The organism is Streptomyces sp. NBC_00286, from assembly GCF_036173125.1.
Lineage (GTDB): Bacteria > Actinomycetota > Actinomycetes > Streptomycetales > Streptomycetaceae > Streptomyces.
Map to the genome: position 1 here is coordinate 177,666 of NZ_CP108054.1, position 20,719 is coordinate 198,384.

Consider the following 20,719-nt stretch of genomic DNA (forward strand, 5'->3'; position numbering starts at 1 on the left):
CGGGCGACTCGGTCGACTACGCCCACAAAGCCTCAGCGATCGAAACCCCCACAAAGGCCGCACCCAGCCCCGCCACCACGCTCGCGATCACGTTGACGGCGGCGTAGAAACGGGCCCCGCCCTCGGTCAGCCGCAAGGTCTCGTACGAGAACGTCGAGTATGTGGTGAGCGCGCCGCACAGGCCTGTGCCGAGCAGGAGTTGGATGTGTGAGGAGGCTGCTCCGGCCGCGGCCGCGCCGGTCAGGGTGCCCAGGATCAGGCAGCCGATGACGTTCACGGTGAAGGTGCCCCAGGGGAAGACCGTGTCGTGGCGGGTCTGCACCGCCCGGTCGGTGAGGTAGCGCAGGGGGGCGCCGACCATTCCGCCGGCGATCACCAACAGCCAGTTCACGACGGATTCTTGCCTTTCCGATCCGCGGGGGCGGGGTTCTCCTCGCGGCCTACGTATCTGATGACCTGGCAGTCGTCCAGGATGACGAGGCCCTCCCCCACCAGTTCGTCGAGCTCCGGCAGAAAGGCGCGTACGCGCTCCTCCGTGTCCACGATGACGATGGCCACCGGCAGGTCCTCGCTCAGGGACAGCAGCCGCGAGGTGTGGATCAGTGAGGACGCACCGAAACCTTCGATGCCCCGGAAGACGCTCGCGCCCGCCAGTCCCGCCGCGCGTGCCCGGTGCACGATCTGCGAGTACAGCGGTTTGCGGTGCCAGGTGTCGTTCTCGCCGATGAAGATCGTCAGCCTCAGGGCGTCGCCGGTCAGCCTTGTCATCGCCGCCTCCATGCCAGGACCCGGCGGGCCGCCGTCACCGCGAGCCACACCGCCACGAGCGCCGCGACCAGGGTGACGGCGAGATAGGCGAGGCCGGTCCGGGGGCTGCCCTCGTCGACCAGTTTCTGGATGTCGACGGCGTACGTCGAGAAGGTGGTGAAGCCGCCGAGGACGCCCGTGCCGAAGAAGGGGCGGACCAGCCGGTGTGCCGCCCACACGTCGCTGATCACGACCATGAAGACGCCGATCACGGCGCATCCGATGACGTTGACCCAGAACGTGGTCCAGGGGAAGGCGCCGGTCTGCGTGTGCCAGATCAGCGAGGCCCCGTAGCGGGCGGTCGCGCCCACCGCGCCGCCGACGGCGACCACCGCCACGATCGGCCCCTGTCCGTGCCACGCCGACGGCCGCCGGGCGGGCGCACGGAACTCCCCGGGTCCGTCCACCTTCTCGGATTGGGGCGCTGTCATGGACGTAGATCTCCTGGTCGTAGCAGGAGATCAGGCTATCGCTCCGGGATTCTCAGGCGCCCGCGGCCTCTCGTTCGATGCGCTCGAACTGTGCCGCCATCGCCTGCTGGAGCGCCTGGGCGCCGGACAGTGGGCGGACCATGACCGTGAGGGCGTCGATCCGGCCGTCCTCGTCGAAGTGCAGCAGGTCGCAGCCCTGGATCTGCCGCTCGCCCACACGCGCCTCGAAGACCAGAACGAGGTCGCGGCCATCCGGGTTCGCGATCTCTCGGACGTAGCGGAAGTCCTCGAAGACGCGCAGGACGGCGCCCAGGATCGCCGCGGTGATCGCCTTTCCGGCGTACGGCTTGAACACCACGGGACTGGTGAACACGACGTCCTCGGCGAGCAGCGCGACGACGGCCTCGTGGTCGCCGTCCTCGACGGCCTTGCGGAAGGGGTTCACTGCTGACCTCGTCATCCTTTGGTTGGTTCTGTGTGTCGGACAGTACGGATGGCGGTGCCCCGGCGGCTATACCGGAGGAACTACCAACCCCCGGAGGTGCTGTTGTGTACTACCCGCTGACCGTCCGTGACTTCCTCGACCGCGCGGCGCATGTGTATCGGGACCGCGTCGCCGTCGTCGACGAACCGGAGCAGCCAGGACCGAACCTCGGAGAGCTCACCTATCGGGAGCTGGCCGCGCTGGCCCGTGCACAGGCTGCCCGGCTCGACCGGCTCGGCATCCCCGTGGGCGGGCGGGTCGCGGTGGTCTCGCAGAACTCGGCGCGGTTGCTGACCTCGTTCTTCGGGGTCTCCGGGTGGGGCCGGGTCCTGGTGCCGGTCAACTTCCGGCTCACCCAGCCGGAGATCGACTACATCGTCCGGCACTCCGGCGCGTCCGTCGTCTACGCGGACGCGTCCCGCGCTGACGTACTCGACACGCTCGATGTGAAGCACAAATTCGTACTCGGCGAGAGCGACGACGAGGAGCTCTTCCTGCACGGCACCGAGCCGCAGGAGTGGCCCGAGCCGGCCGAGGACGCGACGGCCAGCATCAACTACACGTCCGGAACGACCGCCCGCCCCAAGGGAGTTCAGCTCACCCATCGCAATCTGTGGCTGAACGCGACGGTGTTCGGACTGCACACCACGATCAGTGACCGTGACGTCTATCTGCACACGCTGCCGATGTTCCACGCCAACGGCTGGGGCATGCCGTACGGCGTGACAGGTGTCGGCGGCCGGCACATCGTGCTGCGCCAGATCGACGGCACCGAGATCCTGCGCCGCGTCGAACGGCACGGCGTCACGCTGATGTGCGCGGCGCCCGCCGTCCTGAACGCCGTGCTCGACGCGGCAGCCGACTGGGACGGCGAGATCCCCGGCCGCGACCGGGTCCGTATCGTCTGCGCGGGAGCGCCGCCGCCGACCCGCACGATCGAGCGCGTGATGGGCGAACTGGGCTGGGAGTTCATCCAGATCTACGGGCTGACCGAGACCTCCCCGCTCGTCACGGTCAACCGCGGACGCGAGGAGTGGGACGACCTGGAGCCCACTGAGCGTGCCCGTCGGCTGAGCCGGGCCGGGGTGCCCGCTCTCGGCGTACGCGTCGACGTGGACGCCGACGGCGAGGTGCTCACCGCCTCGAACCACAACCTGGACGGCTACTGGGACCAGCCCGAGGAGACGGCGAAGGCGCAGGCGGGCGGCTGGTTCCACACCGGAGACGGCGGATACGTCGACGACGAGGGCTATTTGGTGATCTCCGACCGCAAGAAGGACGTCATCATCTCCGGCGGCGAGAACGTCTCGTCGATCGAGGTGGAGGACGTGATCACCTCGCATCCGGCCGTGCGCCAAGTGGCCGTCATCGGAATTCCGGACGCCAAGTGGGGCGAGCTGGTCACCGCACTCGTCGTGACGGACGGATCGGGCGTCACCGCCGAGGAGTTGATCGCTCACTGCCGTACGCGGCTCGCCGGTTTCAAGACGCCCAAGCGGGTCGACTTCGTCGAAACGCTGCCGCGTACGGCGACGGGGAAGCTGCAGAAGTTCAAGCTGCGCGAGCCGTTCTGGAGGGACGGCGGGGCCGGTAGGTGACCGAAAGCCCGCCCGCACCTGGAGCGTGGGCGGGCTTCCGCATCAGGGTGTCACCGACGATTGAACAGTGACATCGCCGGAAGCGGCCGGTCGTCGTAGCCGAACAGTGCCTGGTTCTCCCAGGCGTTGCCCGATGACGGGTCGGTCGGGTCCCAGCCGTTGCCGTTGACCGCGGTCCAGGTGGACTCCCAGTAGAAGACACCGAGGCCGCGGTTGTTCGGGACGGCCTCCACGATGTTCATGATGTCCCGAAACCAGGCGGTCTGCCCGGCTGTCGTGGCCGGGTATCCGGCCACCAGCTCACCACTCGTGTTGATGATGTCCTCGTGCGAGTCCTCGCTGCCGAGACGGAAGGGGTAGGCCGTCTCGGCGACGTAGACGGGCTTGCCGTAGCGGGTCGCCGCGTCGTCCAGGGTGGTCTGGAAGTCGGTGAGCGAGCCGTGCCAGTAGCCGTAGTACGACAGGCCGATGACGTCGAACTTCACACCGTTCGAGCGTGCGCTGTCGAACCACCAGCGGGTGCCCGCGAGGTCGCCGCCCTTGGCGAGGTGCAGTGCGACGGTCGTGGACGAGTTGACCGCCTTGACCGCGTCGTAGCCGGAGTTGAGCAGCCCGGCGAGCTGCCCCCAGTTGTCGGTGGAGCCCTCGTTCCAGAGCATGCCGCCATTGATCTCGTTGCCGACCTGCACCATGTCGGCCGTGGTGCCCTGTGCCTTCAGGGCGTTCAGGACGTCGTACGTGTGGTTGTAGACGTCCGTCTTCAACTGGCTGTACGAGTGTCCGGCCCAGGCGGCGGGCTTGTCCTGGCGGCCCGGGTCGGCCCAGAAGTCCGAGTAGTGGAAGTCGACGAGGAGCTTCATGCCCTGCGCCTTGACGCGCTTGGCCATGGCGAGGACGCGGGCCTTGTTGTTGTAGCCGTCGGCCGGGTTCACCCACACCTTCAAGCGGGCGTAGTTGTGCCCGTGAGACTTGAGGATGGCCAGGGCATCCCCCGTGCTGCCGGAGCTGTTCCGGTAGACGCCGCCCTTGGCTTCGCTCTTGGCGAGTGACGAGACGTCAGAGCCCTTGACGGCCAGGCCGTTGGTCGTGCCCGAGGTGAACGTCAGGTCGTCGACGTTGATCCAGTTGCCCGCGTTCGCATCGGAGTTGATGCTGACCGTGCACTGGGTGTTCGTCACCCTGATGGGGACGACCATGCGGACCCAGCCGCTGCTGGAGACCGGCAGATCGGTGCGCTGCTCGGCGCTTCCGCAGTTCTTGAGCGCCAGGTACGCGGACTTCTGACCGCCGCCCGAGCGCACCCAGGCCCTCAGCGTGTAGTTCCCGTTGGTCAGCCCGGAGAGGTACTGGTACGTCTCCACCTTGTACGCGGAGGACGCGTAGTGCGACAGGCGGTAACTGCCGCTGCGGCCACCGGACTCCACGAACGAGGCGCCGGTGGAACCGTACTCCGACCAGCCGCTGGGCGTGGCGACACCGGAACCGTCGGACTCGAAGCCGACGTTCTGGAGCGTGCTCGCCGCCACCGCCGACTGTGCGGGCAGGGCGGTGAGGGCGAGCCCGGCCGCGAGCGGCAGCAGCAGGGCCTTGAGTGTGCGTCTGGGATGGAACATCGTCGTCCGTCGTCCCTTCGACGTGATGGGGATGTGGGGGTGCCCCTCCTGTTGGGGATGGGAGGGCACCCTCCGCCCGCGGCGCGTGGCTCACACGGGCGGAGGGAGTCGGCTCAGCCGTCGAGTCGTACGACCCGGACGGCTCCCGCGGGAACCGCGAGGCGTCCCGCGGCGCGTTCGCCCGTCAGCAGCTCGGTGCCGTGCGCATCCAGCGGCACCTTGGCGTCGGACGAGGTGTGGTTGATCGCGAAGAGGTAGGTGCCGGACTCGCCCGTACGGCGCACCACTTCGACGTCGCGCGGAAGGTCGGCACGCGGCGCGATGCGGGCGTCCTCGGCGGCCCAGCCCATCAGGGCGTCGAGGCCGTCGGCGCCGAGGCGGGTGGAGACGTACCAGGCGGTGCCCTCGCCGAGCCGGTGCCGGGTGATGGCCGGGTGGCCCGCGGCGAGCCCGTCGGTGTATGTCCAGACGGTGTCGGCACCGCGCGGCACCACGAACTCGGTCCATACGTCGGCGGTGAGTTCGGAGTCCTCGGGGCCGGTGACGTGGACCTGGTCGCCGGGGAGCAGCGGTGAGAACTCCTCGACGGTCAGACCGAGTACGTCCCGCAGGGGGCCCGGGTAGGGGCCGTCGTGCACGGCGTCGTGCTCGTCGACGATGCCGGAGAAGTATGAGACGACGAGGGTGCCGCCGTTCTCGACGTACTCCTTCAGGTTCCGACCGGCGGCTTCCGTCATCAGGTACAGCGCGGGCACGACGACAAGTGGATAGGCTGACAAGTCGGCTTCCGGGTGGGCGAAGTCGACGGTGAGGTGGCGGTCGTAGAGGGCTTCGTAGAAGGCGTCGGCGCGTTCGCGCGCGTCGTGGTCCTCGCTGGGGCGCCACTGGAGGTTCTGCGCCCACCAGGAGTGCCAGTCCCAGACGACGGCGACGTCGGCGACGGTGCGCGTGCCCTGGATCGGCGCCAACGCGCTTACGGACGTGCCTAGTTCCACCACCTCGCGCCATACGCGCGTGTCCGTGCCGCCGTGCGGAAGCATCGCCGAGTGGAACTTCTCCGCGCCGCGCCGCGACTGCCGCCACTGGAAGAAGAGGGCGCCGTCGGAGCCGCGGGCCACATGCGCGAGGGAATTGCGGGCCATCTCGCCTGGGGCCTTGGCAGGGTTACGGGGCTGCCAGTTGACGCCCGACGTGGAGTGCTCGAGGAGCAGCCAGGGGGCGCCGCCGGCGACGGAGCGGGTGAGGTCGGCGGCCATGGCGAGGTTCACGTGGGTGCGGCGGCCGTCGGTGATCAGGTAGTGGTCGTTGGTGACGAGGTCGACCTCGCGGCCCCAGGCCCAATAGTCGACGGAGTCGCACTGGCTGAGGGCGGTCATGAAGTTCGTGGTGACCGGTATGCCGGGCGAGAGGCGATGCAGGATGTCGCGCTCGGTCACGAAGTTCTCGCGCATGGTGGCGTCGGCGAAGCGCTTGTAGTCGAGCGCCTGCGCCGGGTTGCCGACCGTGGGGGTCACGCGGGGCGGGTTGATCTGGTCGAAGTCCGCGTACCGCTGGCCCCAGAAGGCGGTTCCCCAGGCCTCGTTGACCGCGTCGGCACTCTCGTACGTCGCTGCCAGCCAGCGGCGGAAGTGCGCGGCACAGGACTGGCAGTAGCAGGCCGAGACGGGGACGCCGTACTCGTTGTGGACGTGCCACAGCGCGAGCGCGGGATGGGTCGCGTAGCGCTTGGCGAGCCGGGTGGTGATGGCGGCGGCGGCCTCGCGGTAGTGCGGGTTGCTGTGGCAGATGGCGCCGCGCGAGCCGAACTCGTAGCGCGTCCCGGCGGCGGTCATCGGCAGCGCCTCGGGGTGGGCGCGGTAGAACCAGGCCGGGGGCGCGACCGTCGGCGTACCGAGGTCGGCGCGTATCCCGTTCTCGTGCAGCAGGTCGAGGAGGCGGTCCAGCCAGCCGAACTCGTACACCCCCGGTGAGGGCTCCAGCAGGGCCCAGGAGAAGATCCCGACGCTCACCATCGTGACGCCCGCCTCGCGCATCAGCCGGACGTCCTCGTGCCAGACGCTTTCCGGCCACTGCTCGGGGTTGTAGTCCCCGCCGAAGGCGAGCCTGGCGAGGCCCTTGGGGGCGGTCTCCGGCATGGATCTCTCCCGGTTTGTCGATCATTTGGGAACGTGCACACACAGCGCTGGCGGCGCGAGCCCAACATAACCGCACAGCAACAACCATTGACAAGTGTCCTGGATGTTTCTCTACTGTGAACGCTCACAGAAGCAGCACGGGCGAGCCGAAGGGGCGAGCCGCGCAAGAAAAGGGGCAGGCCTCCGCAGCAGGCGGAGACCACGGTCAGGGAGATACATCCATGCCACACACGAAGCTGCGTCGCCTCGTGACCATCTCGGTCGCCGTCACACTCGGCGCCACCGCTCTTGCCGCCTGCGGTTCTTCGGACGAGGACAGCGAGGCCGACTCGGGGCCGGTCTCGCTGACGTATTGGTCCTGGACGCCGGGCATGGACAAGGTCGCCGACCTGTGGAACAAGGGCCCGGGCAAGGAGCAGCAGATCACCGTCACAGTGAAGAAGCAGGCGTCCGGCGACACCCTCGTCACCAAGATCCTTACCGCGCACAAGGCCAAGAAGGCCCCTGACCTGGTGCAGGCCGAGTACCAGGCCCTGCCGACGCTGGTCAGCAATGACGCGCTCGCCGACATAGCCGGTGAGGTGGACGGTGTGAAGGACAAGTTCGCCGAGGGTGTCTGGCAGCAGACGACGCTGGGTTCGGACGCGGTGTACGCGATCCCGCAGGACTCCGGGCCGATGATGTTCTACTACCGCGAGGACCTCTTCAAGAAGTACGGCCTCAAGGTTCCGACGACCTGGGACGAGTTCGCGGAGACGGCCCGCGCGCTGAAGAAGAGGTCCCCGGACACGGACCTCACCACGTTCTCCGCCAACGACTCCGGGCAGTTCGCGGGTCTGGCACAGCAGGCGGGCGCCAAGTGGTGGACCACCGAGGGCGAGACCTGGAAGGTCGGCATCGACGACGCGGCGACGCAGAAGGTCGCCGACTTCTGGGGCGGTCTCGTCAAGGAGGGCGCGATCGACAACCAGCCGATGTACACCCCGGCCTGGAACAAGGCGCTCAACACCGGCAAGCAGATCGCCTGGGTGAGCGCGGTCTGGGCGCCCGGCACCCTGACGACCGCCGCGCCCGACACCAAGGGCAAGTGGGCGATGGCCCCGCTGCCGCAGTGGTCGGCCGGCGAGAACGTGACGGGCAGTTGGGGCGGCTCCTCCACGGCCGTCACCACGGACTCCGAGCACAAGTCGGCCGCCGCGAAGTTCGCCGCCTGGCTGAACACGGACCCCGAGGCGCTGACCGCGCTCGCGAAGGAGGGCGGCATCTACCCCGCCGCCACGACCGCGCAGACCAGTGACGCGTTCGCCGAGCCGCCGGCCTTCTTCTCCAACCAGCCGGACTTCTACACCCAGGCCTCCGAGATCGCGAAGACGACCGCGCCCTCCGCATGGGGCCCGAACGTGAACGTCGCGTACACCACCTTCAAGGACGCCTTCGGCAAGGCCGCCACGGACAAGTCGGACTTCGGTGCCGCCCTGAAGACGATGCAGGACGACACGATCGCCGACATGAAGAAGCAGGGCTTCGAGGTCGCGGAGTGACGAGCGCACGCCGGAAGTCGTACGGGGTCAAGGGGGCCCCGTATGCCCTCCCGTCTCCCACCACCACCCTCAAACGAGCGCGAAGCGCCCCCTATTTTTTCCTTCTCCCAGCGACGATTCTGTTCGCCCTCTTCTTCGCGCTGCCCATCGGCTACGCGGTCTGGCTCAGCCTCCACAGGGTCCAGGTCAAGGGCCTGGGCCTGGGCTCGGGCGCCCGCAGCGAGGTCTGGGCGGGCTTGCAGAACTACACCGACGCGCTCACCGATTCGGAGCTGCTGGCCGGCGCGCTGCGCGTGCTCGGGTACGGCGCCATCGTGATCCCGGTGATGCTCGGGCTCGCGCTGCTCTTCGCGCTGATGCTCGACAGTGACCGGGTCCGCCTCGCGCCCTTCACCCGGCTCGCGATCTTCCTGCCGTACGCCATTCCCGGTGTCGTCGCGGCGATGCTGTGGGGCTTCCTGTATCTGCCGGACGTCAGCCCCTTCTACTTCGTCCTCGACAAGCTGGGGCTGCCGCAGCCGGACCTGCTGGACGGCGGGCCGCTGTTTCTCGCGCTGTCCAACATCGCGGTGTGGGGCGGCACCGGCTTCAACATGATCGTCATCTACACCTCGTTGCAGGCCATCCCTGCCGAGGTGCACGAGGCGGCGAAGCTCGACGGTGCGACCCCGCTGCAGATCGCACTGCGGATCAAGATCCCGATGGTGGCGCCCTCGCTGGTGCTGACCTTCTTCTTCTCGATCATCGCGACGCTCCAGGTGTTCAGCGAGCCGACCACGCTCAAGCCGCTCACCAACTCCGTTTCCACCACCTGGAGTCCGCTGATGAAGGTGTACGTGGACGCCTTCGGCAAGGGCGACATCCACTCGGCCGCCGCGGGCGCCGTGATCATCGCTCTCGTCACACTCGTCCTGTCCTTCGGGTTCCTCCGCGCCGCCAACTCCCGTACCAAGCAGGAGGAAGCACGATGAGTTCTCTTGCCGTCCGCAAGGCGGCTCCGGCCGCCGGCACGACGCCAGGCACCGCGCAGGGGCCGCCGCTGCGACGCCGGATCGCCTTCGTCCCGACGCTCACCCTGCTGCTCGGTGCGATCTACTGTCTGCTGCCCGTGGCCTGGGTGGTGATCGCGGCGACCAAGTCGGGCCGTGAGCTGTTCTCGACGTTCACGTTCCTGCCGGGCACCGGCTTCGCGGAGAACCTGTCCGACCTCAACGCCTACCGTGACGGCGTCTACTGGAAGTGGATGGGCAACTCCGCCCTCTACGCGGGCCTGGGCGCCCTCCTCTCGACAGCGGTCTCGGCGCTCAGCGGCTACGCCCTCTCGATCTACCGCTTCCGTGGCCGCGAGACCGTGTTCAGCATCCTCCTGGCCGGTGTGCTGATGCCGCCGGTGATCCTGGCGATCCCGCAGTATCTGCTGCTGGCCAAGGCCGACTTGACGGATTCGTACGCCTCGGTGCTGCTGCCGCTGATCCTCTCGCCGTACGGCGTCTACCTCGCTCGCATCTACGCGACGGCGGCCGTACCGAGTGATGTGGTCGAGGCCGGGCGGATGGACGGGGCGAGCGAGTGGCGGATCTTCACACGGGTCGCGATGCCGATGATGGTGCCGGGCCTGGTGACCGTGTTCCTGTTCCAGTTCGTGGCGGTGTGGAACAACTTCCTGCTGCCGTTCATCATGCTCAGCGACGACGAGAAGTTCCCGATCACGCTGGGCCTGTTCACGCTCCTCGAACAAGGCTCCAACACCCCGGCCTTGTACACGCTGGTGATCACGGGAGCCCTGCTCGCGGTGATCCCGCTGATCGCGCTGTTCCTGGTCATCCAGCGGTTCTGGAGCCTCGACCTGCTGTCCGGAGCCGTAAAGTCATGACCATGCACTCGACGGGGGGCCGGCGCAAGCCGCCGACGATCCATGACGTGGCGCGCGAGGCCGGTGTCTCGCGCGGCACCGTCTCCCGCGTTCTCAACGGCGGGCACTATGTGAGCCCGGCGGCGCAAGAGGCGGTCAACGCGGCCATCCGCAGGACGGGTTACGTCGTCAACCGGCACGCCCGCTCGCTGATCACCGGTCGCTCGGACTCGATCGGTTTTCTGCTCACGGAACCGCAGGAGAGGTTCTTCGAGGACCCCAACTTCAATGTCCTGCTGCGGGGTTGCACCCAGGCGCTGGCCGCGCACGACATCCCGCTCCTGCTGATGCTCGCCGGCACCGAGGACGAACGGCGGCGCATCACGCGGTACATCACCGCGGGCCATGTCGACGGAGTGCTGCTGGTCTCCAGCCACTCGGGCGACCCGGTCGCCGAACAATTGCGGGAGGCAGGGGTGCCTCTGGTCGCCTGCGGCAAGCCCATCGGCCTTGGCTCCAAGGTGAGTTACGTGGCGGCGGACGACCGAGACGGCGCCCGGGACATGGTGCGTCATCTGCTGTCGCTCGGCCGCCGTCGCATCGGCGTGGTGACCGGTCCGCTGGACACACCGGGTGGCGTCGAACGGCTCGCGGGTTACCGGGAGGTGCTCACCGAAGCGGGCATCGAGACCGACGAGCGGCTCATCGTCTCCGGCGACTACAGCCGCTCCAGCGGCGAGGCGGGCGCCGAGCGACTCCTCGTCCAAGTGCCCGACGTGGACGCCGTGTTCGTGGCCTCCGACCTGATGGCGCAGGGCGTACTGGCAGCGCTCCAGCGGTTCGGACGCCGAGTCCCGGAGGATGTCGCGGTCGGCGGCTTCGACGACTCCCCCGCCGCCACCGCTGCGAGCCCGGAACTGACCACGATCCGTCAGCCCTGGGACCGCATCAGCGCCGAGATGGTGCGCGTCCTGCTCGCCCAGATCGGCGGCGAGGACCCGGCGGCGGTGATCCTGCCGACGGAGCTTGTCAAGCGCCGCTCGACCTGAGCCCAGCCGGACGGCTGCGTCAGGGCTCGCCGAGCAGCAGCCGTACGCCGTCCACCGACAGCGTCAGGCTGTCCGGCGAACCGGGGTCGATGATGAGCGAGTCGCCACCCTCGGGCCAATGGGCCGGGAGCAGGCCGAGGGGTACAAGGTGATACGTCTGAACGTCCGGCAGCGCGCGGACCATCCGCTCCTCCGAGGTGAAGACCTGAACCGTATGGCTTGTCGTCGTGAGCGTCAGTGCTGGGGCGTCCGCATCGTCGAGAGGGTCGGCCGGCACCAGCACCTTGCTCCCTGCCAAAAGGGCCCGTGCCTCACTGTCCTGGCCGTCGTACGCCAGGACACCCAGGGCGCGAAGGATGCCGGCGGACGTGTCTTCGTCGGGAGGGCTGGTCATGGGGGTGGCGTTTCGTTCGTGTCCCGCGGACGACGTTTTCCGTCCGCGTGGGACCGTCCTTGTGGGACAACTGTCGCCTACCCTCCGTCCGCACACTCATGCGGAGCACGCGCGGATGACCGGTAGACTGGGTGATCGCGAAGGGGAGTAGCTCTGCGAACCGGTCGTCGACACACTGGAACCCACGGGTTCCCGGTGGCCGGGCCCGCGTGAACAGGCGGGTGGGCGAGACCTTCGGCCAGGCATTGATGTGCTCACACGCCGTGCGGTGCACCCGTCATGCCGGGCCGATCGGTTCTCCCGTCGCCCCAGCCGAGGGCGCTTCGCAAAGATCCGGAAGGCCCGGCCCGTACAGAAAGCCACCCGGATGTCTCTCGCCCCTCTGGCGTCTCTCGACCTCGACCCCTTGGCGATCATCACCGCCTTCGGGCTGATCTTCCTCGCCGAACTGCCCGACAAGACGATGTTCGCGTCGCTGGCCATGGGCACGCGTATGCGGCCCTTGTACGTGTGGTTCGGCACGTCGACCGCGTTCGTCGTGCATGTCGCGATCGCCGTCGGCGCCGGCAGCCTCATCGGCCTGCTGCCCGACTGGACCGTCAAGACCGTCTCGGCCGCGCTCTTCGCCTTCGGCGCCTACATGTTGCTGCGCGGCGAAGAAGAGGACGACGAGGCGGACGCGGGCGGCAGCCGGACGGTCACCGGGTTCTGGCCGGTCTACACGACCGCCTTCATGGCCGTCTTCATCAGCGAGTGGGGCGACCTGACGCAGATCACGACCGCCAACCTCGCGGCCACGAACGGGCTCGCGTCCGTGGCCATCGGCTCCGCCGCGGCCCTCATGTCGGTCTCTGCCCTGGCCCTGCTGGCGGGCCGCTTCATCGCCAAGCGCGTACCCCTCAAGACCGTCCAGCGCATCGGCGGGCTGTGCATGCTCAGCCTCGCCGTGTGGTCGGCGGTCGAGATCTTCACCTGACTCGGGGCACTAGTTGCACAGGCAACAAAACTTCCAGTTTCTGTTACCGTGCATATATGTCAGCGGAGACGGCCGATTCCCGGCTCGCGGAGCAGTGGCGGGAGATCCTGGCGGTGCATGCGCGCACGATCTGCGAGATCGACCGCGAGTTGCATCCGCACGGCTTGGGCGCCAGCGACTTCGAGGTCCTCGACATCCTGGTCGCGGCCCCGCACCCGGGCGAAAAGTGCCGCGTCCAGGACATCGCCGACCGCGTCCACCTGAGCCAGAGCGCGCTGTCTCGCCTCATCGGCCGCCTGGAGAGGGAGGGTCTGGTCACACGCTCCCTCTGCCAGGAGGACCGCCGCGGGGTGTTTGTCACGCTCACCCAGAAGGGCCGCGACCTGCACACAGAGGTACGGCCCCTCCAGCGGGCCGCGCTGGCGCGCATGCTGAAGGGCGACTAACCTCCCGGGGCTCCGCCCCAGGCCCCCGCGACTGCCCCCGGCGGTTGAGCAGGGCGCCTACCGGGAGGGTGGGTTCGGTTCGTAGGCGAGTGCGGGCCCATCTTGGCTGGTCGCGCAGTTCCCCGCGCCCCTAGAACCTGCGACTGCCCGCACTCCAATGCGCCAGCGACCCGAAAAGCCCACCCCCGACGAGCAAGCGAACCGAAATGGCCCGCTGCCCCGGAAGGGGCCCGCGCCCCGTATCCGCCCGCGCGGAAGGCCCGGACCCCCGACTACCCGCGGCTTCCCTCCGGTGGGAGGGGACGTGGGCCGGTGCGTCCTATGCCCGTCGCTTAGCTCCGGTCTGGGCACACCAGAACCCTGTGTCAGCAAGGGGCCGTATGCCCTGTTGGCGACGGGCTGACGCACCGGACCGCGGCCCCGCACCCACCACGCACCCCAGGGGCGCGGGGAACTGCGCGAGCAACCACCACGCACCCGCACCCGCCAACCGCCGGAGGCACCCCGCGGGGCTGTGTCAATTTGCGGCTCCGCCGCGTGGGCGCGACCAGCCACAACGGACCGTCAGCCGACAACGAACCCACCCGCCCAACCGCCGGAGGCACCCCGCGGGGCTGCGCGACCAGCCACAACGGACGCCGCAGCCGACAAACCGAGCCCGCGGAGCCCTACCGCACCAGGAGGGTGCGCACACCCTCCGAATCAAGCGTCAACCCGTGCGGAGAACTCGCGTCGATCGTCAGCGACAGATCCCCAGAAGGCCACTGAGAAGCCAGCGCAGCGAGCGGCACCAGCCGGTACCGGGACACATACGGCAGCAGCTCAGCCATCCGCATCTCCGACGTGAACACCGGCACAAGCGGGTCCTCGCCGTCCTGCTCCAGGACGGGCAGCGCCACCACCGTGGGATCGGCCGCCGCCTCGTCGTCGGTGTCATCGGGCACCGGAACCAGCACATCCGTACCGGCCAGCGTGTCCAGCGCCGCATCATCCTCGGTGTTCTCGGCCAGCACACTCAGCGCCCGCTCCGCCGCCGACGTGACGCTGTCGTTCGAGGGTATTTCCATGGCACATCCCGACGTAGTGGCGTTTTCGGGCACCCGGACAACCGTTCGCTCCGGGCGTGTGGCTCGCGTACCCGCCGTGGGGCATGGCATTCCTGCCCCACGCATCACGGATGGCTCACGGAATGAGGGGGACGTCGTCCGAGGGCAGCCCGAGCCGGTCGCGGCCGACCCGCCGTGCGAGCGGCTCCGCCATGTTGGGGCCGAGATGTGTCCAGTACGTGGCCGCGTCCCGGAAGTAGCGCTGCATCCGTTCCCCGTCGCGGGCGTACCGGGAGCCCGCCGTACGGAAGAGGGTGTTCTGCATCGCGTCCCAGGCCATACGGCCGGTGTTCAGGAAGACCATCGCGAGGCGGTTGTCCTCGGCGGTGGTAAAGGGGGCCTTGCCCGTCACGTTGCGGTGGCAGGCCTCCATATAGTCCTCGGCGGTGCGCCGGAGAGCGGCGTGCGCCGTGTGGATCACACCCAGCGCCTCGCCCAAGTGGCGCTGGTAGTCGTGCAGTTCAGCCCGGGTGCGGTGGGGTTCCAGGGTCAGCGGGCGCTCGGCGACGATCCGCGCGTACTCGTCGGCGGCGGCGTACGCAGTGCCGATCATGATGGCGGCCAGCTCGCCGTGGAAGAAGCTGGGCGCGCGCCCCGCGTACATCGGGTTGCCATGCAGCTCCGATCCGGGCGAGCCGCCCTCGACCGGCAGATCGAGCAGGCTCGCTTCCACGGTGAAGTAGGCGGGGATGCGCGCCCGTTCCATCCGGATGCTGTTGGAGCCGCTGCCGCGCAGACCCAGGACTCCGTGCCAGTCGTCGAGCAGCGTCCACACCGCGCGCGGCGCGACGAACAGCACCATCGGTCCTGGCGGGTCGCCCGGCTTCTCGGGGGCGCGCAGTATCTGGCCGACGAAGTGCGTGGAGTACGGGGAGCCCGAGGCATACGGCCAGGTGCCGTCGAGGACGACATGGCCGTGACCGTCCGGCTCGGCCACGCCGGCCGGCATCGCGGTGGACGCGGCCCGGAAGTCGCCCTCGTCACCGAAGATCTCGTCCTGCGCCTTCACCTCGAACAGGGAGGCCACTTGGAGGACATGGGCGGCGGTGAGCGAGAGGGCCCAGCCCGTCGAGGGGCAGCCACGGGCGATCTCGGTGACCACCCGGTAGAAGGTCGGCAGACCGAACTCGTATCCGCCGTAGCGGCGCGGTTGGAGGATCCGGTAGAAGCCGGCGCGTAAGAAATCCTCGTGGGTCTCTTTCGGGTAGCGCGTCAATCGCTCGGTCTCCGGCTGCCGTTCGAGCAGCGCGGGCCGCATGGCCACCGCCCGCTCGATCAACTCGCTTTCGGTCAGGGCGGGTTCGGGAGGGGCGATCACGGTGCCTCCTGAAGTGTGGGGCCGTCCGTACGTAGCGCGGTACTGGTGATTGAACACGCGACCGGCACCCCTTGTACCCATCGGATAACGCCAAGTAGGCCCAACCGAGGGTGATCCGGGGGCGATTCGGGGGCGCGCCGGGGGCGCACCGTCACGAGGCGTACGTCCGCACGCACCGGCTGGAGACCGCCCAGGTCGAGGTACTGCTCGACCACCTCGGCGCGATCGGATGCCGGGTTTCGCCGCTGGTTCACGGCGCGGTATCCGGAGTCGTACTGCCTGAGCCTCGCCCCGTGGTGAAAACGGACCAGCAGTGGTGACCGCCGCCCACGCGTAGTCCGCGGTGCCGCGCCTAGCGTGGACGTATGCCGATGCAACCCTGGTTTCCCGACGCCAAGCTGGGCGTGTTCATCCACTACGGCATCTATGCCGTGGGCGGCGCTGCCGAGTCCTGGTCCTTCTACACGGGCGAGATGACGCACGAGCAGTACATGAAACAGCTCGACGGCTTCACCGCGTCGCGCTACGACCCGGACGCCTGGGCCGAGTTGTTCGCCCGCGTGGGCGCGCAGTACGCGGTGCTCACGACCCGGCACCACGACGGCGTGGCCCTGTGGGACACCGACCACCGCAATCTCGACGTCGTCCGCGACACACCGGCCGGCCGCGACCTCGTCACCGGATTCGTCGACGCGCTGCGTGCGCGGGACCTCAAGGTCGGCCTCTACTACTCGCACTCCGACTGGAACCACCCGGACTACGCGAGCGAGCGGCACCCGGGACCGCACCTCGTTCCGGCCAACGCCTACTCGCACGCCGAGCCCGGCAAGGAGGACCCGGCGGCCTGGGCGCGCTATCTCGCCTACCGCGACGGCCAGGTCCGCGAGCTCGTCGACCGCTTCCGCCCCGACATCCTCTGGTTCGACGGCGAGTGGGAGCGCTCGGAGGAGCAGTGGCGGATGCGGGAGCTGGCCGATCTCATCCTGGCGCGCAACCCGGACACCATCCTCAACGGTCGCATGCTCGGCTACGGCGACTACGCCACCCCGGAACAGGGTGCCCCGCTCCAGGCCCCGGAGGGTCCATGGGAGCTGTGCCTCACGATCAACGACTCGTGGAGTTACCGGCCGCAGGACCGCGACTTCAAGTCGGTGCGCCAGTTGGTGCGTTACTTCGCGGAGACGATCGGCATGGGTGGCAATCTGCTGCTCGGTGCGGGGCCGCGGGAGGACGGCACGATCCCCGAGGAGCAGGTCGAACGCCTGGAGGGCCTCGGCGCGTGGATCGCTCGGCACGCCGACGCCGTGTACGGGACGGTCGCAGGGCTGCCCGCCGGGCACCACTACGGTCCCAGCACGCTGTCCGCCGACCGGCGCACGCTGTACCTGGTGTGCTTCGACGCACCGCGCGAGACCGTCTCCGTACGCGGACTGCGCAACCGCGTCCTGCGAGCCACGGTTCTGGGTACGGGCGCCGAACTGGGCCACCATGTCACCGGCGGCCTGGACGCGGTTCCGGGCGTGACCTGGATCGACGCGCCCGCTGGGGCCGATCTGGACGATCAGGCCACGGTGCTGGCCGTCGAGTTGGACGGGGAGCTGGATCTGTACCGGGGGGCGGGGCGGGACTGAGGCTCCGCCGCGGTGGCGCTCGTATGCCCCGAGTACTCCGGATCAGGCCAGGGAGAGGAAGAGCTTCTCGAGGCGGGCCCGCATCTGGTCGCGGTCCATGTCCGGCTCGCCGTTCTCGGGGGCCATGCAGTGCTCCAGACCTGTCGCGATGATCGCGAACCCGGCTCGGTCCAACGCCCTTGAGGCGGCGGCCAGTTGGGTGACCACCTCATCGCAGGAGCGGCCCTGCTCGATCATGTTGATCACGCCCGCTATCTGCCCCTGGGCTCGCTTGAGCCGGTTGATCACGGACTTCAGCTCGTCGGCCGCCATCTGCAGTTCCATACGAAGCGCTCCCTCGTCGTATACCCAGCCCGGTACTCTACGCCGCCGCTCCCCCGGCCTGCCGGGACCTCGGCGCAGAGACGGGACCGCCCCGGTCGGCTGACTGCCGACCGGGGCGGAACGGTTCCTTCTGGCGTGTTCGTTCCGCTCGCGAAGCCTGTTCGCGAACCGAGCCGTCAGGCCAGCGTGGCGAGCGCCTGGTTGAGAGTCGCCGACGGGCGCATCACGGCCGATGCCTTGGCGGGGTCGGGCCGGTAGTAGCCGCCGATGTCGGCCGGCGAACCCTGCACCGCGAGCAACTCGTCGACGATGGTCTGCTCCTGCGTGGTCAGCGTCTCGGCCAGCGGGGCGAACGCCTTGGCGAGCGCCGCGTCGTCGTTCTGCTTGGCCAGCTCCTGGGCCCAGTAGAGGGCCAGGTAGAAGTGGCTGCCGCGGTTGTCGATGCCGCCGACGCGACGGCTCGGCGACTTGTCGTTCTCCAGGAACAGGGCGGTCGCGCGGTCGAGGGTGTCCGCGAGGACCTGGGCGCGCGCGTTGTCCGTGGTCTGCGCGAGGTGCTCGAAGCTGGAGGCCAGCGCGAGGAACTCACCCAGGCTGTCCCAGCGGAGGTAGTTCTCCTTGACCAGCTGCTGGACGTGCTTCGGCGCGGAACCGCCGGCGCCCGTCTCGAAGAGGCCGCCGCCGTTCATCAGCGGGACGACCGAGAGCATCTTGGCGCTGGTGCCCAGCTCCAGGATCGGGAACAGGTCGGTCAGGTAGTCACGCAGGACGTTGCCGGTGACCGAGATGGTGTTCTCGCCGCGGCGGATGCGCTCCACGGAGAGCTTGGTCGCCTCGACCGGGTTCAGGACGCGGATGTCCAAGCCCTCGGTGTCGTGCTCCGGCAGGTACTGCTCGACCTTCGCGATCAGCTGCGCGTCGTGCGCGCGGGTCTCGTCCAGCCAGAACACGGCCGGGTCGCCGGTGGCGCGGGCACGGGTGACGGCCAGCTTCACCCAGTCCTTGATCGGGGCGTCCTTGGTCTGGCAGGCGCGGAAGATGTCGCCGGCGGAGACGGTCTGCTCGATGACGACGTTCCCGGCCTGGTCGACAAGGCGGACCGTGCCGGTGGTGGGGATCTCGAAGGTCTTGTCGTGGCTGCCGTACTCCTCGGCCTTCTGCGCCATCAGGCCGACGTTCGGGACCGAGCCCATCGTCGACGGGTCGAAGGCACCGTTCGCGCGGCAGTCGTCGACGACGACCTGGTAGACGCCCGAGTAGCTGCTGTCCGGCAGGACGGCGAGCGTGTCGGCCTCCTCGCCGTCCGGGCCCCACATGTGGCCGGAGGTGCGGATCATGGCCGGCATGGAGGCGTCGACGATGACGTCGGAGGGGACGTGCAGGTTGGTGATGCCGCGGTCGGAGTCGACCATCGCCAGTTCGGGGCCCTCGGCGAGCTCGGCGTCGAAGGAGGCCTTGATCTCGGCGCCCTCGGGCAGGGACTCGAGGCCCTTGTAGATGCCGCCGAGTCCGTCGTTCGGGGTGAGGCCGGCTGCGGCGAGCTTCTCGCCGTACTTCGCGAACGTCTTCGGGAAGAAGGCGCGCACCACGTGACCGAAGATGATCGGGTCGGAGACCTTCATCATCGTGGCCTTCAGGTGTACGGAGAACAGCACGCCCTCGGACTTGGCACGGTTGATCTGCGCGGTCAGGAACTCGCGCAGCGCGGCGACCCGCATCACGGAGGCGTCGACGACCTCACCGGCGAGTACGGGTACGGACTCGCGCAGCACGGTGGTGGAGCCGTCGTCGCCCTTCAGCTCGATGCGCAGCGCGCCGGCCTCGGAGATCACCGCGGACTTCTCCGTGGAACGGAAGTCGTCCACGCCCATGGTCGCGACGTTGGTCTTCGACTCGGAGGTCCAGGCACCCATGCGGTGCGGGTGGGCCTTCGCGTAGTTCTTCACCGAGGCGGGGGCGCGCCGGTCGGAGTTGCCCTCGCGCAGGACCGGGTTGACGGCGGAGCCCTTGACCTTGTCGTAGCGGGCGCGGATGTCGCGCTCCTCGTCGGTCTTCGGGTCGTCCGGGTACGCCGGCAGCGCGTAGCCCTGCTCCTGCAGCTCGGCGATCGCGGCCTTGAGCTGCGGGATGGACGCCGAGACGTTCGGCAGCTTGATGATGTTCGCCTCGGGCGTCTTGGCGAGAGCGCCCAGCTCGGCCAGGTCGTCCGGGATGCGCTGCCCCTCTTCGAGGTACTCCGGGAAGAGGGCGATGATCCGTCCCGCCAGGGAGATGTCCCGCGTCTCCACGGTGACCCCGGCCGTCGAGGCGTAGGCCTGGATCACCGGCAGGAACGAATGCGTCGCCAGGGCCGGGGCCTCGTCAGTGTGCGTATAGATGATGGTCGAGTCAGTCACCGGGTGCTCCGCTCCACGTCTGCAACATTGCTCGACATCAAGATATCTCGTGATCGGCCCTCCCTGGACAGGGGCCCGTACAACGAGCACCTGTCCGGGACGGACGGGCTCAGGTCAGGGCTCAGGTCATGGGGTCGAACCAGGTGGGTGCGTCGGACAGTGCCTGCTTGATCCGGAACAGTCCGTGCTCGTTCAGCTCCGGCAGGGCGTCGACCGGAAACCAGCCGACGTCGAGGGACTCGTCGTCGTTGACCCGTGCCTCGCCTCCGACGGCCCGACAGCGGAAGGTGATGTCCATGTACTGGCAGGTGTCACCGTTCTCGTACGTGACCGGCGCCAGGGCCTGCACCAGGACGACCCGCTCGGCGACGCAGTGCACCGCCGTCTCCTCGTAGACCTCCCGTACCGCACAGGCCGCCGGCTGTTCGCCAGGGTCCGGGATGCCGCCGATCACCGACCATTTGCGGGTGTCGGAGCGGCGCCCCAGCAGCACTCTGTCCTCGTCGTCGAGGACGATGGCGGTGACTCCGGGGAGCCAGAGGAGTTGCTGGCCGGCGGTGGCCCGGATGGCGGTGATGAAGTCAGGAGTAGCCATGGAGCGACCCTAACGGCCTGGGT

General features: G+C 68.8%; 21 protein-coding genes. 9 read left to right on the forward strand and 12 right to left on the reverse strand.

The genetic code is table 11. The features are described from left to right. Nucleotides 1-16 precede the first annotated feature (16 nt). From crcB (OHT21_RS00910) to OHT21_RS00925, 4 genes are read right to left on the reverse strand one after another with little or no spacing between them, the layout of a single operon-like run. Complete coding sequence (gene crcB / locus OHT21_RS00910; RefSeq protein ID WP_328766168.1) at nucleotides 17-391, reverse strand: fluoride efflux transporter CrcB; 375 nt, start codon at nucleotides 389-391, stop codon at nucleotides 17-19. After that, the gene (locus OHT21_RS00915) at nucleotides 388-768 is read right to left on the reverse strand and encodes a DUF190 domain-containing protein (RefSeq protein ID WP_328766169.1); all 381 of its coding nucleotides are present in this window, start codon (nucleotides 766-768) and stop codon (nucleotides 388-390) included. The genes crcB (OHT21_RS00910) and OHT21_RS00915 overlap by 4 nt, the downstream gene beginning before the upstream one ends. Beyond that, nucleotides 765-1,238 (reverse strand): fluoride efflux transporter CrcB, encoded by a 474-nt coding sequence (gene crcB / locus OHT21_RS00920; protein WP_328766170.1) that lies wholly within the window; start codon nucleotides 1,236-1,238, stop codon nucleotides 765-767. Before crcB (OHT21_RS00920) ends, OHT21_RS00915 begins: the two co-directional genes overlap by 4 nt. A gap of 52 nt (nucleotides 1,239-1,290) precedes the next feature. After that, nucleotides 1,291-1,683, reverse strand: a complete 393-nt coding sequence (locus tag OHT21_RS00925) for a nuclear transport factor 2 family protein (RefSeq protein ID WP_165338292.1) — start codon at nucleotides 1,681-1,683, stop codon at nucleotides 1,291-1,293. Between the two features lie 104 nt (nucleotides 1,684-1,787). Here OHT21_RS00925 and OHT21_RS00930 point away from each other — a divergent pair, with 104 nt between their 5' ends. After that, nucleotides 1,788-3,320, forward strand: a complete 1,533-nt coding sequence (locus OHT21_RS00930) for an AMP-binding protein (protein WP_328766171.1) — start codon at nucleotides 1,788-1,790, stop codon at nucleotides 3,318-3,320. A gap of 50 nt (nucleotides 3,321-3,370) precedes the next feature. Here the strand turns inward: OHT21_RS00930 and OHT21_RS00935 are convergent, their stop codons facing one another. After that, the gene (locus OHT21_RS00935) at nucleotides 3,371-4,933 is read right to left on the reverse strand and encodes a glycoside hydrolase family 53 protein (protein WP_328766172.1); all 1,563 of its coding nucleotides are present in this window, start codon (nucleotides 4,931-4,933) and stop codon (nucleotides 3,371-3,373) included. 113 nt (nucleotides 4,934-5,046) lie between these two features. Then, on the reverse strand, nucleotides 5,047-7,068 hold the full coding sequence (locus tag OHT21_RS00940) for a beta-galactosidase (RefSeq protein ID WP_328766173.1): 2,022 nt from the start codon (nucleotides 7,066-7,068) through the stop codon (nucleotides 5,047-5,049). Nucleotides 7,069-7,289: 221 nt separating this feature from the next. On the opposite strand from OHT21_RS00940, the gene OHT21_RS00945 reads away from it, so the two are divergent. The 4 genes from OHT21_RS00945 to OHT21_RS00960 are packed head-to-tail and all read left to right on the forward strand — an operon-like array spanning nucleotide 7,290 to nucleotide 11,510. Further along, nucleotides 7,290-8,609 carry an ABC transporter substrate-binding protein gene (locus OHT21_RS00945; protein ID WP_328766174.1) on the forward strand — a complete coding sequence of 440 codons (1,320 nt, stop codon included), beginning with the start codon at nucleotides 7,290-7,292 and terminating at the stop codon, nucleotides 8,607-8,609. Continuing rightward, the gene (locus OHT21_RS00950) at nucleotides 8,606-9,580 is read left to right on the forward strand and encodes a carbohydrate ABC transporter permease (protein WP_328766175.1); all 975 of its coding nucleotides are present in this window, start codon (nucleotides 8,606-8,608) and stop codon (nucleotides 9,578-9,580) included. Before OHT21_RS00945 ends, OHT21_RS00950 begins: the two co-directional genes overlap by 4 nt. Continuing rightward, a complete protein-coding gene (locus OHT21_RS00955) occupies nucleotides 9,577-10,482 on the forward strand; it encodes a carbohydrate ABC transporter permease (protein WP_328766176.1) in 906 nt (301 codons plus the stop codon). Before OHT21_RS00950 ends, OHT21_RS00955 begins: the two co-directional genes overlap by 4 nt. Then, nucleotides 10,479-11,510, forward strand: coding sequence for a LacI family DNA-binding transcriptional regulator (locus OHT21_RS00960; protein ID WP_328766177.1), 1,032 nt, complete (start codon nucleotides 10,479-10,481; stop codon nucleotides 11,508-11,510). Before OHT21_RS00955 ends, OHT21_RS00960 begins: the two co-directional genes overlap by 4 nt. Before the next feature lie 19 nt (nucleotides 11,511-11,529). On the opposite strand, the gene OHT21_RS00965 is transcribed toward OHT21_RS00960, so the two are convergent. Next, nucleotides 11,530-11,904 (reverse strand): SseB family protein, encoded by a 375-nt coding sequence (locus tag OHT21_RS00965; RefSeq protein ID WP_328766178.1) that lies wholly within the window; start codon nucleotides 11,902-11,904, stop codon nucleotides 11,530-11,532. Nucleotides 11,905-12,271: 367 nt separating this feature from the next. Between OHT21_RS00965 and OHT21_RS00970 the strand changes: the two genes are divergently transcribed. After that, nucleotides 12,272-12,880 carry a TMEM165/GDT1 family protein gene (locus OHT21_RS00970; protein ID WP_328766179.1) on the forward strand — a complete coding sequence of 203 codons (609 nt, stop codon included), beginning with the start codon at nucleotides 12,272-12,274 and terminating at the stop codon, nucleotides 12,878-12,880. A gap of 56 nt (nucleotides 12,881-12,936) precedes the next feature. After that, nucleotides 12,937-13,326 carry a MarR family winged helix-turn-helix transcriptional regulator gene (locus tag OHT21_RS00975; RefSeq protein WP_328766180.1) on the forward strand — a complete coding sequence of 130 codons (390 nt, stop codon included), beginning with the start codon at nucleotides 12,937-12,939 and terminating at the stop codon, nucleotides 13,324-13,326. Nucleotides 13,327-13,994: 668 nt separating this feature from the next. On the opposite strand, the gene OHT21_RS00980 is transcribed toward OHT21_RS00975, so the two are convergent. Together OHT21_RS00980 and OHT21_RS00985 are read right to left on the reverse strand one after the other, a co-directional pair. Next, a complete protein-coding gene (locus tag OHT21_RS00980; RefSeq protein ID WP_328766181.1) occupies nucleotides 13,995-14,393 on the reverse strand; it encodes an SseB family protein in 399 nt (132 codons plus the stop codon). Nucleotides 14,394-14,508: 115 nt separating this feature from the next. Continuing rightward, a complete protein-coding gene (locus OHT21_RS00985; RefSeq protein WP_328766182.1) occupies nucleotides 14,509-15,750 on the reverse strand; it encodes an acyl-CoA dehydrogenase family protein in 1,242 nt (413 codons plus the stop codon). Between the two features lie 110 nt (nucleotides 15,751-15,860). On the opposite strand from OHT21_RS00985, the gene OHT21_RS00990 reads away from it, so the two are divergent. Together OHT21_RS00990 and OHT21_RS00995 are read left to right on the forward strand one after the other, a co-directional pair. Further along, nucleotides 15,861-16,070, forward strand: a complete 210-nt coding sequence (locus OHT21_RS00990) for a hypothetical protein (RefSeq protein ID WP_328766183.1) — start codon at nucleotides 15,861-15,863, stop codon at nucleotides 16,068-16,070. 45 nt (nucleotides 16,071-16,115) lie between these two features. Further along, nucleotides 16,116-17,381, forward strand: coding sequence for an alpha-L-fucosidase (locus OHT21_RS00995; protein WP_328766184.1), 1,266 nt, complete (start codon nucleotides 16,116-16,118; stop codon nucleotides 17,379-17,381). 42 nt (nucleotides 17,382-17,423) lie between these two features. On the opposite strand, the gene OHT21_RS01000 is transcribed toward OHT21_RS00995, so the two are convergent. From OHT21_RS01000 to OHT21_RS01010, 3 genes are all read right to left on the reverse strand, one after another. Then, complete coding sequence (locus OHT21_RS01000) at nucleotides 17,424-17,705, reverse strand: metal-sensitive transcriptional regulator (protein WP_033318546.1); 282 nt, start codon at nucleotides 17,703-17,705, stop codon at nucleotides 17,424-17,426. A gap of 176 nt (nucleotides 17,706-17,881) precedes the next feature. Then, nucleotides 17,882-20,101 (reverse strand): NADP-dependent isocitrate dehydrogenase, encoded by a 2,220-nt coding sequence (locus OHT21_RS01005; protein WP_328766185.1) that lies wholly within the window; start codon nucleotides 20,099-20,101, stop codon nucleotides 17,882-17,884. A gap of 121 nt (nucleotides 20,102-20,222) precedes the next feature. Beyond that, nucleotides 20,223-20,696 (reverse strand): NUDIX hydrolase, encoded by a 474-nt coding sequence (locus tag OHT21_RS01010; RefSeq protein WP_328766186.1) that lies wholly within the window; start codon nucleotides 20,694-20,696, stop codon nucleotides 20,223-20,225. Between the last annotated feature and the right edge of the window lie 23 nt (nucleotides 20,697-20,719).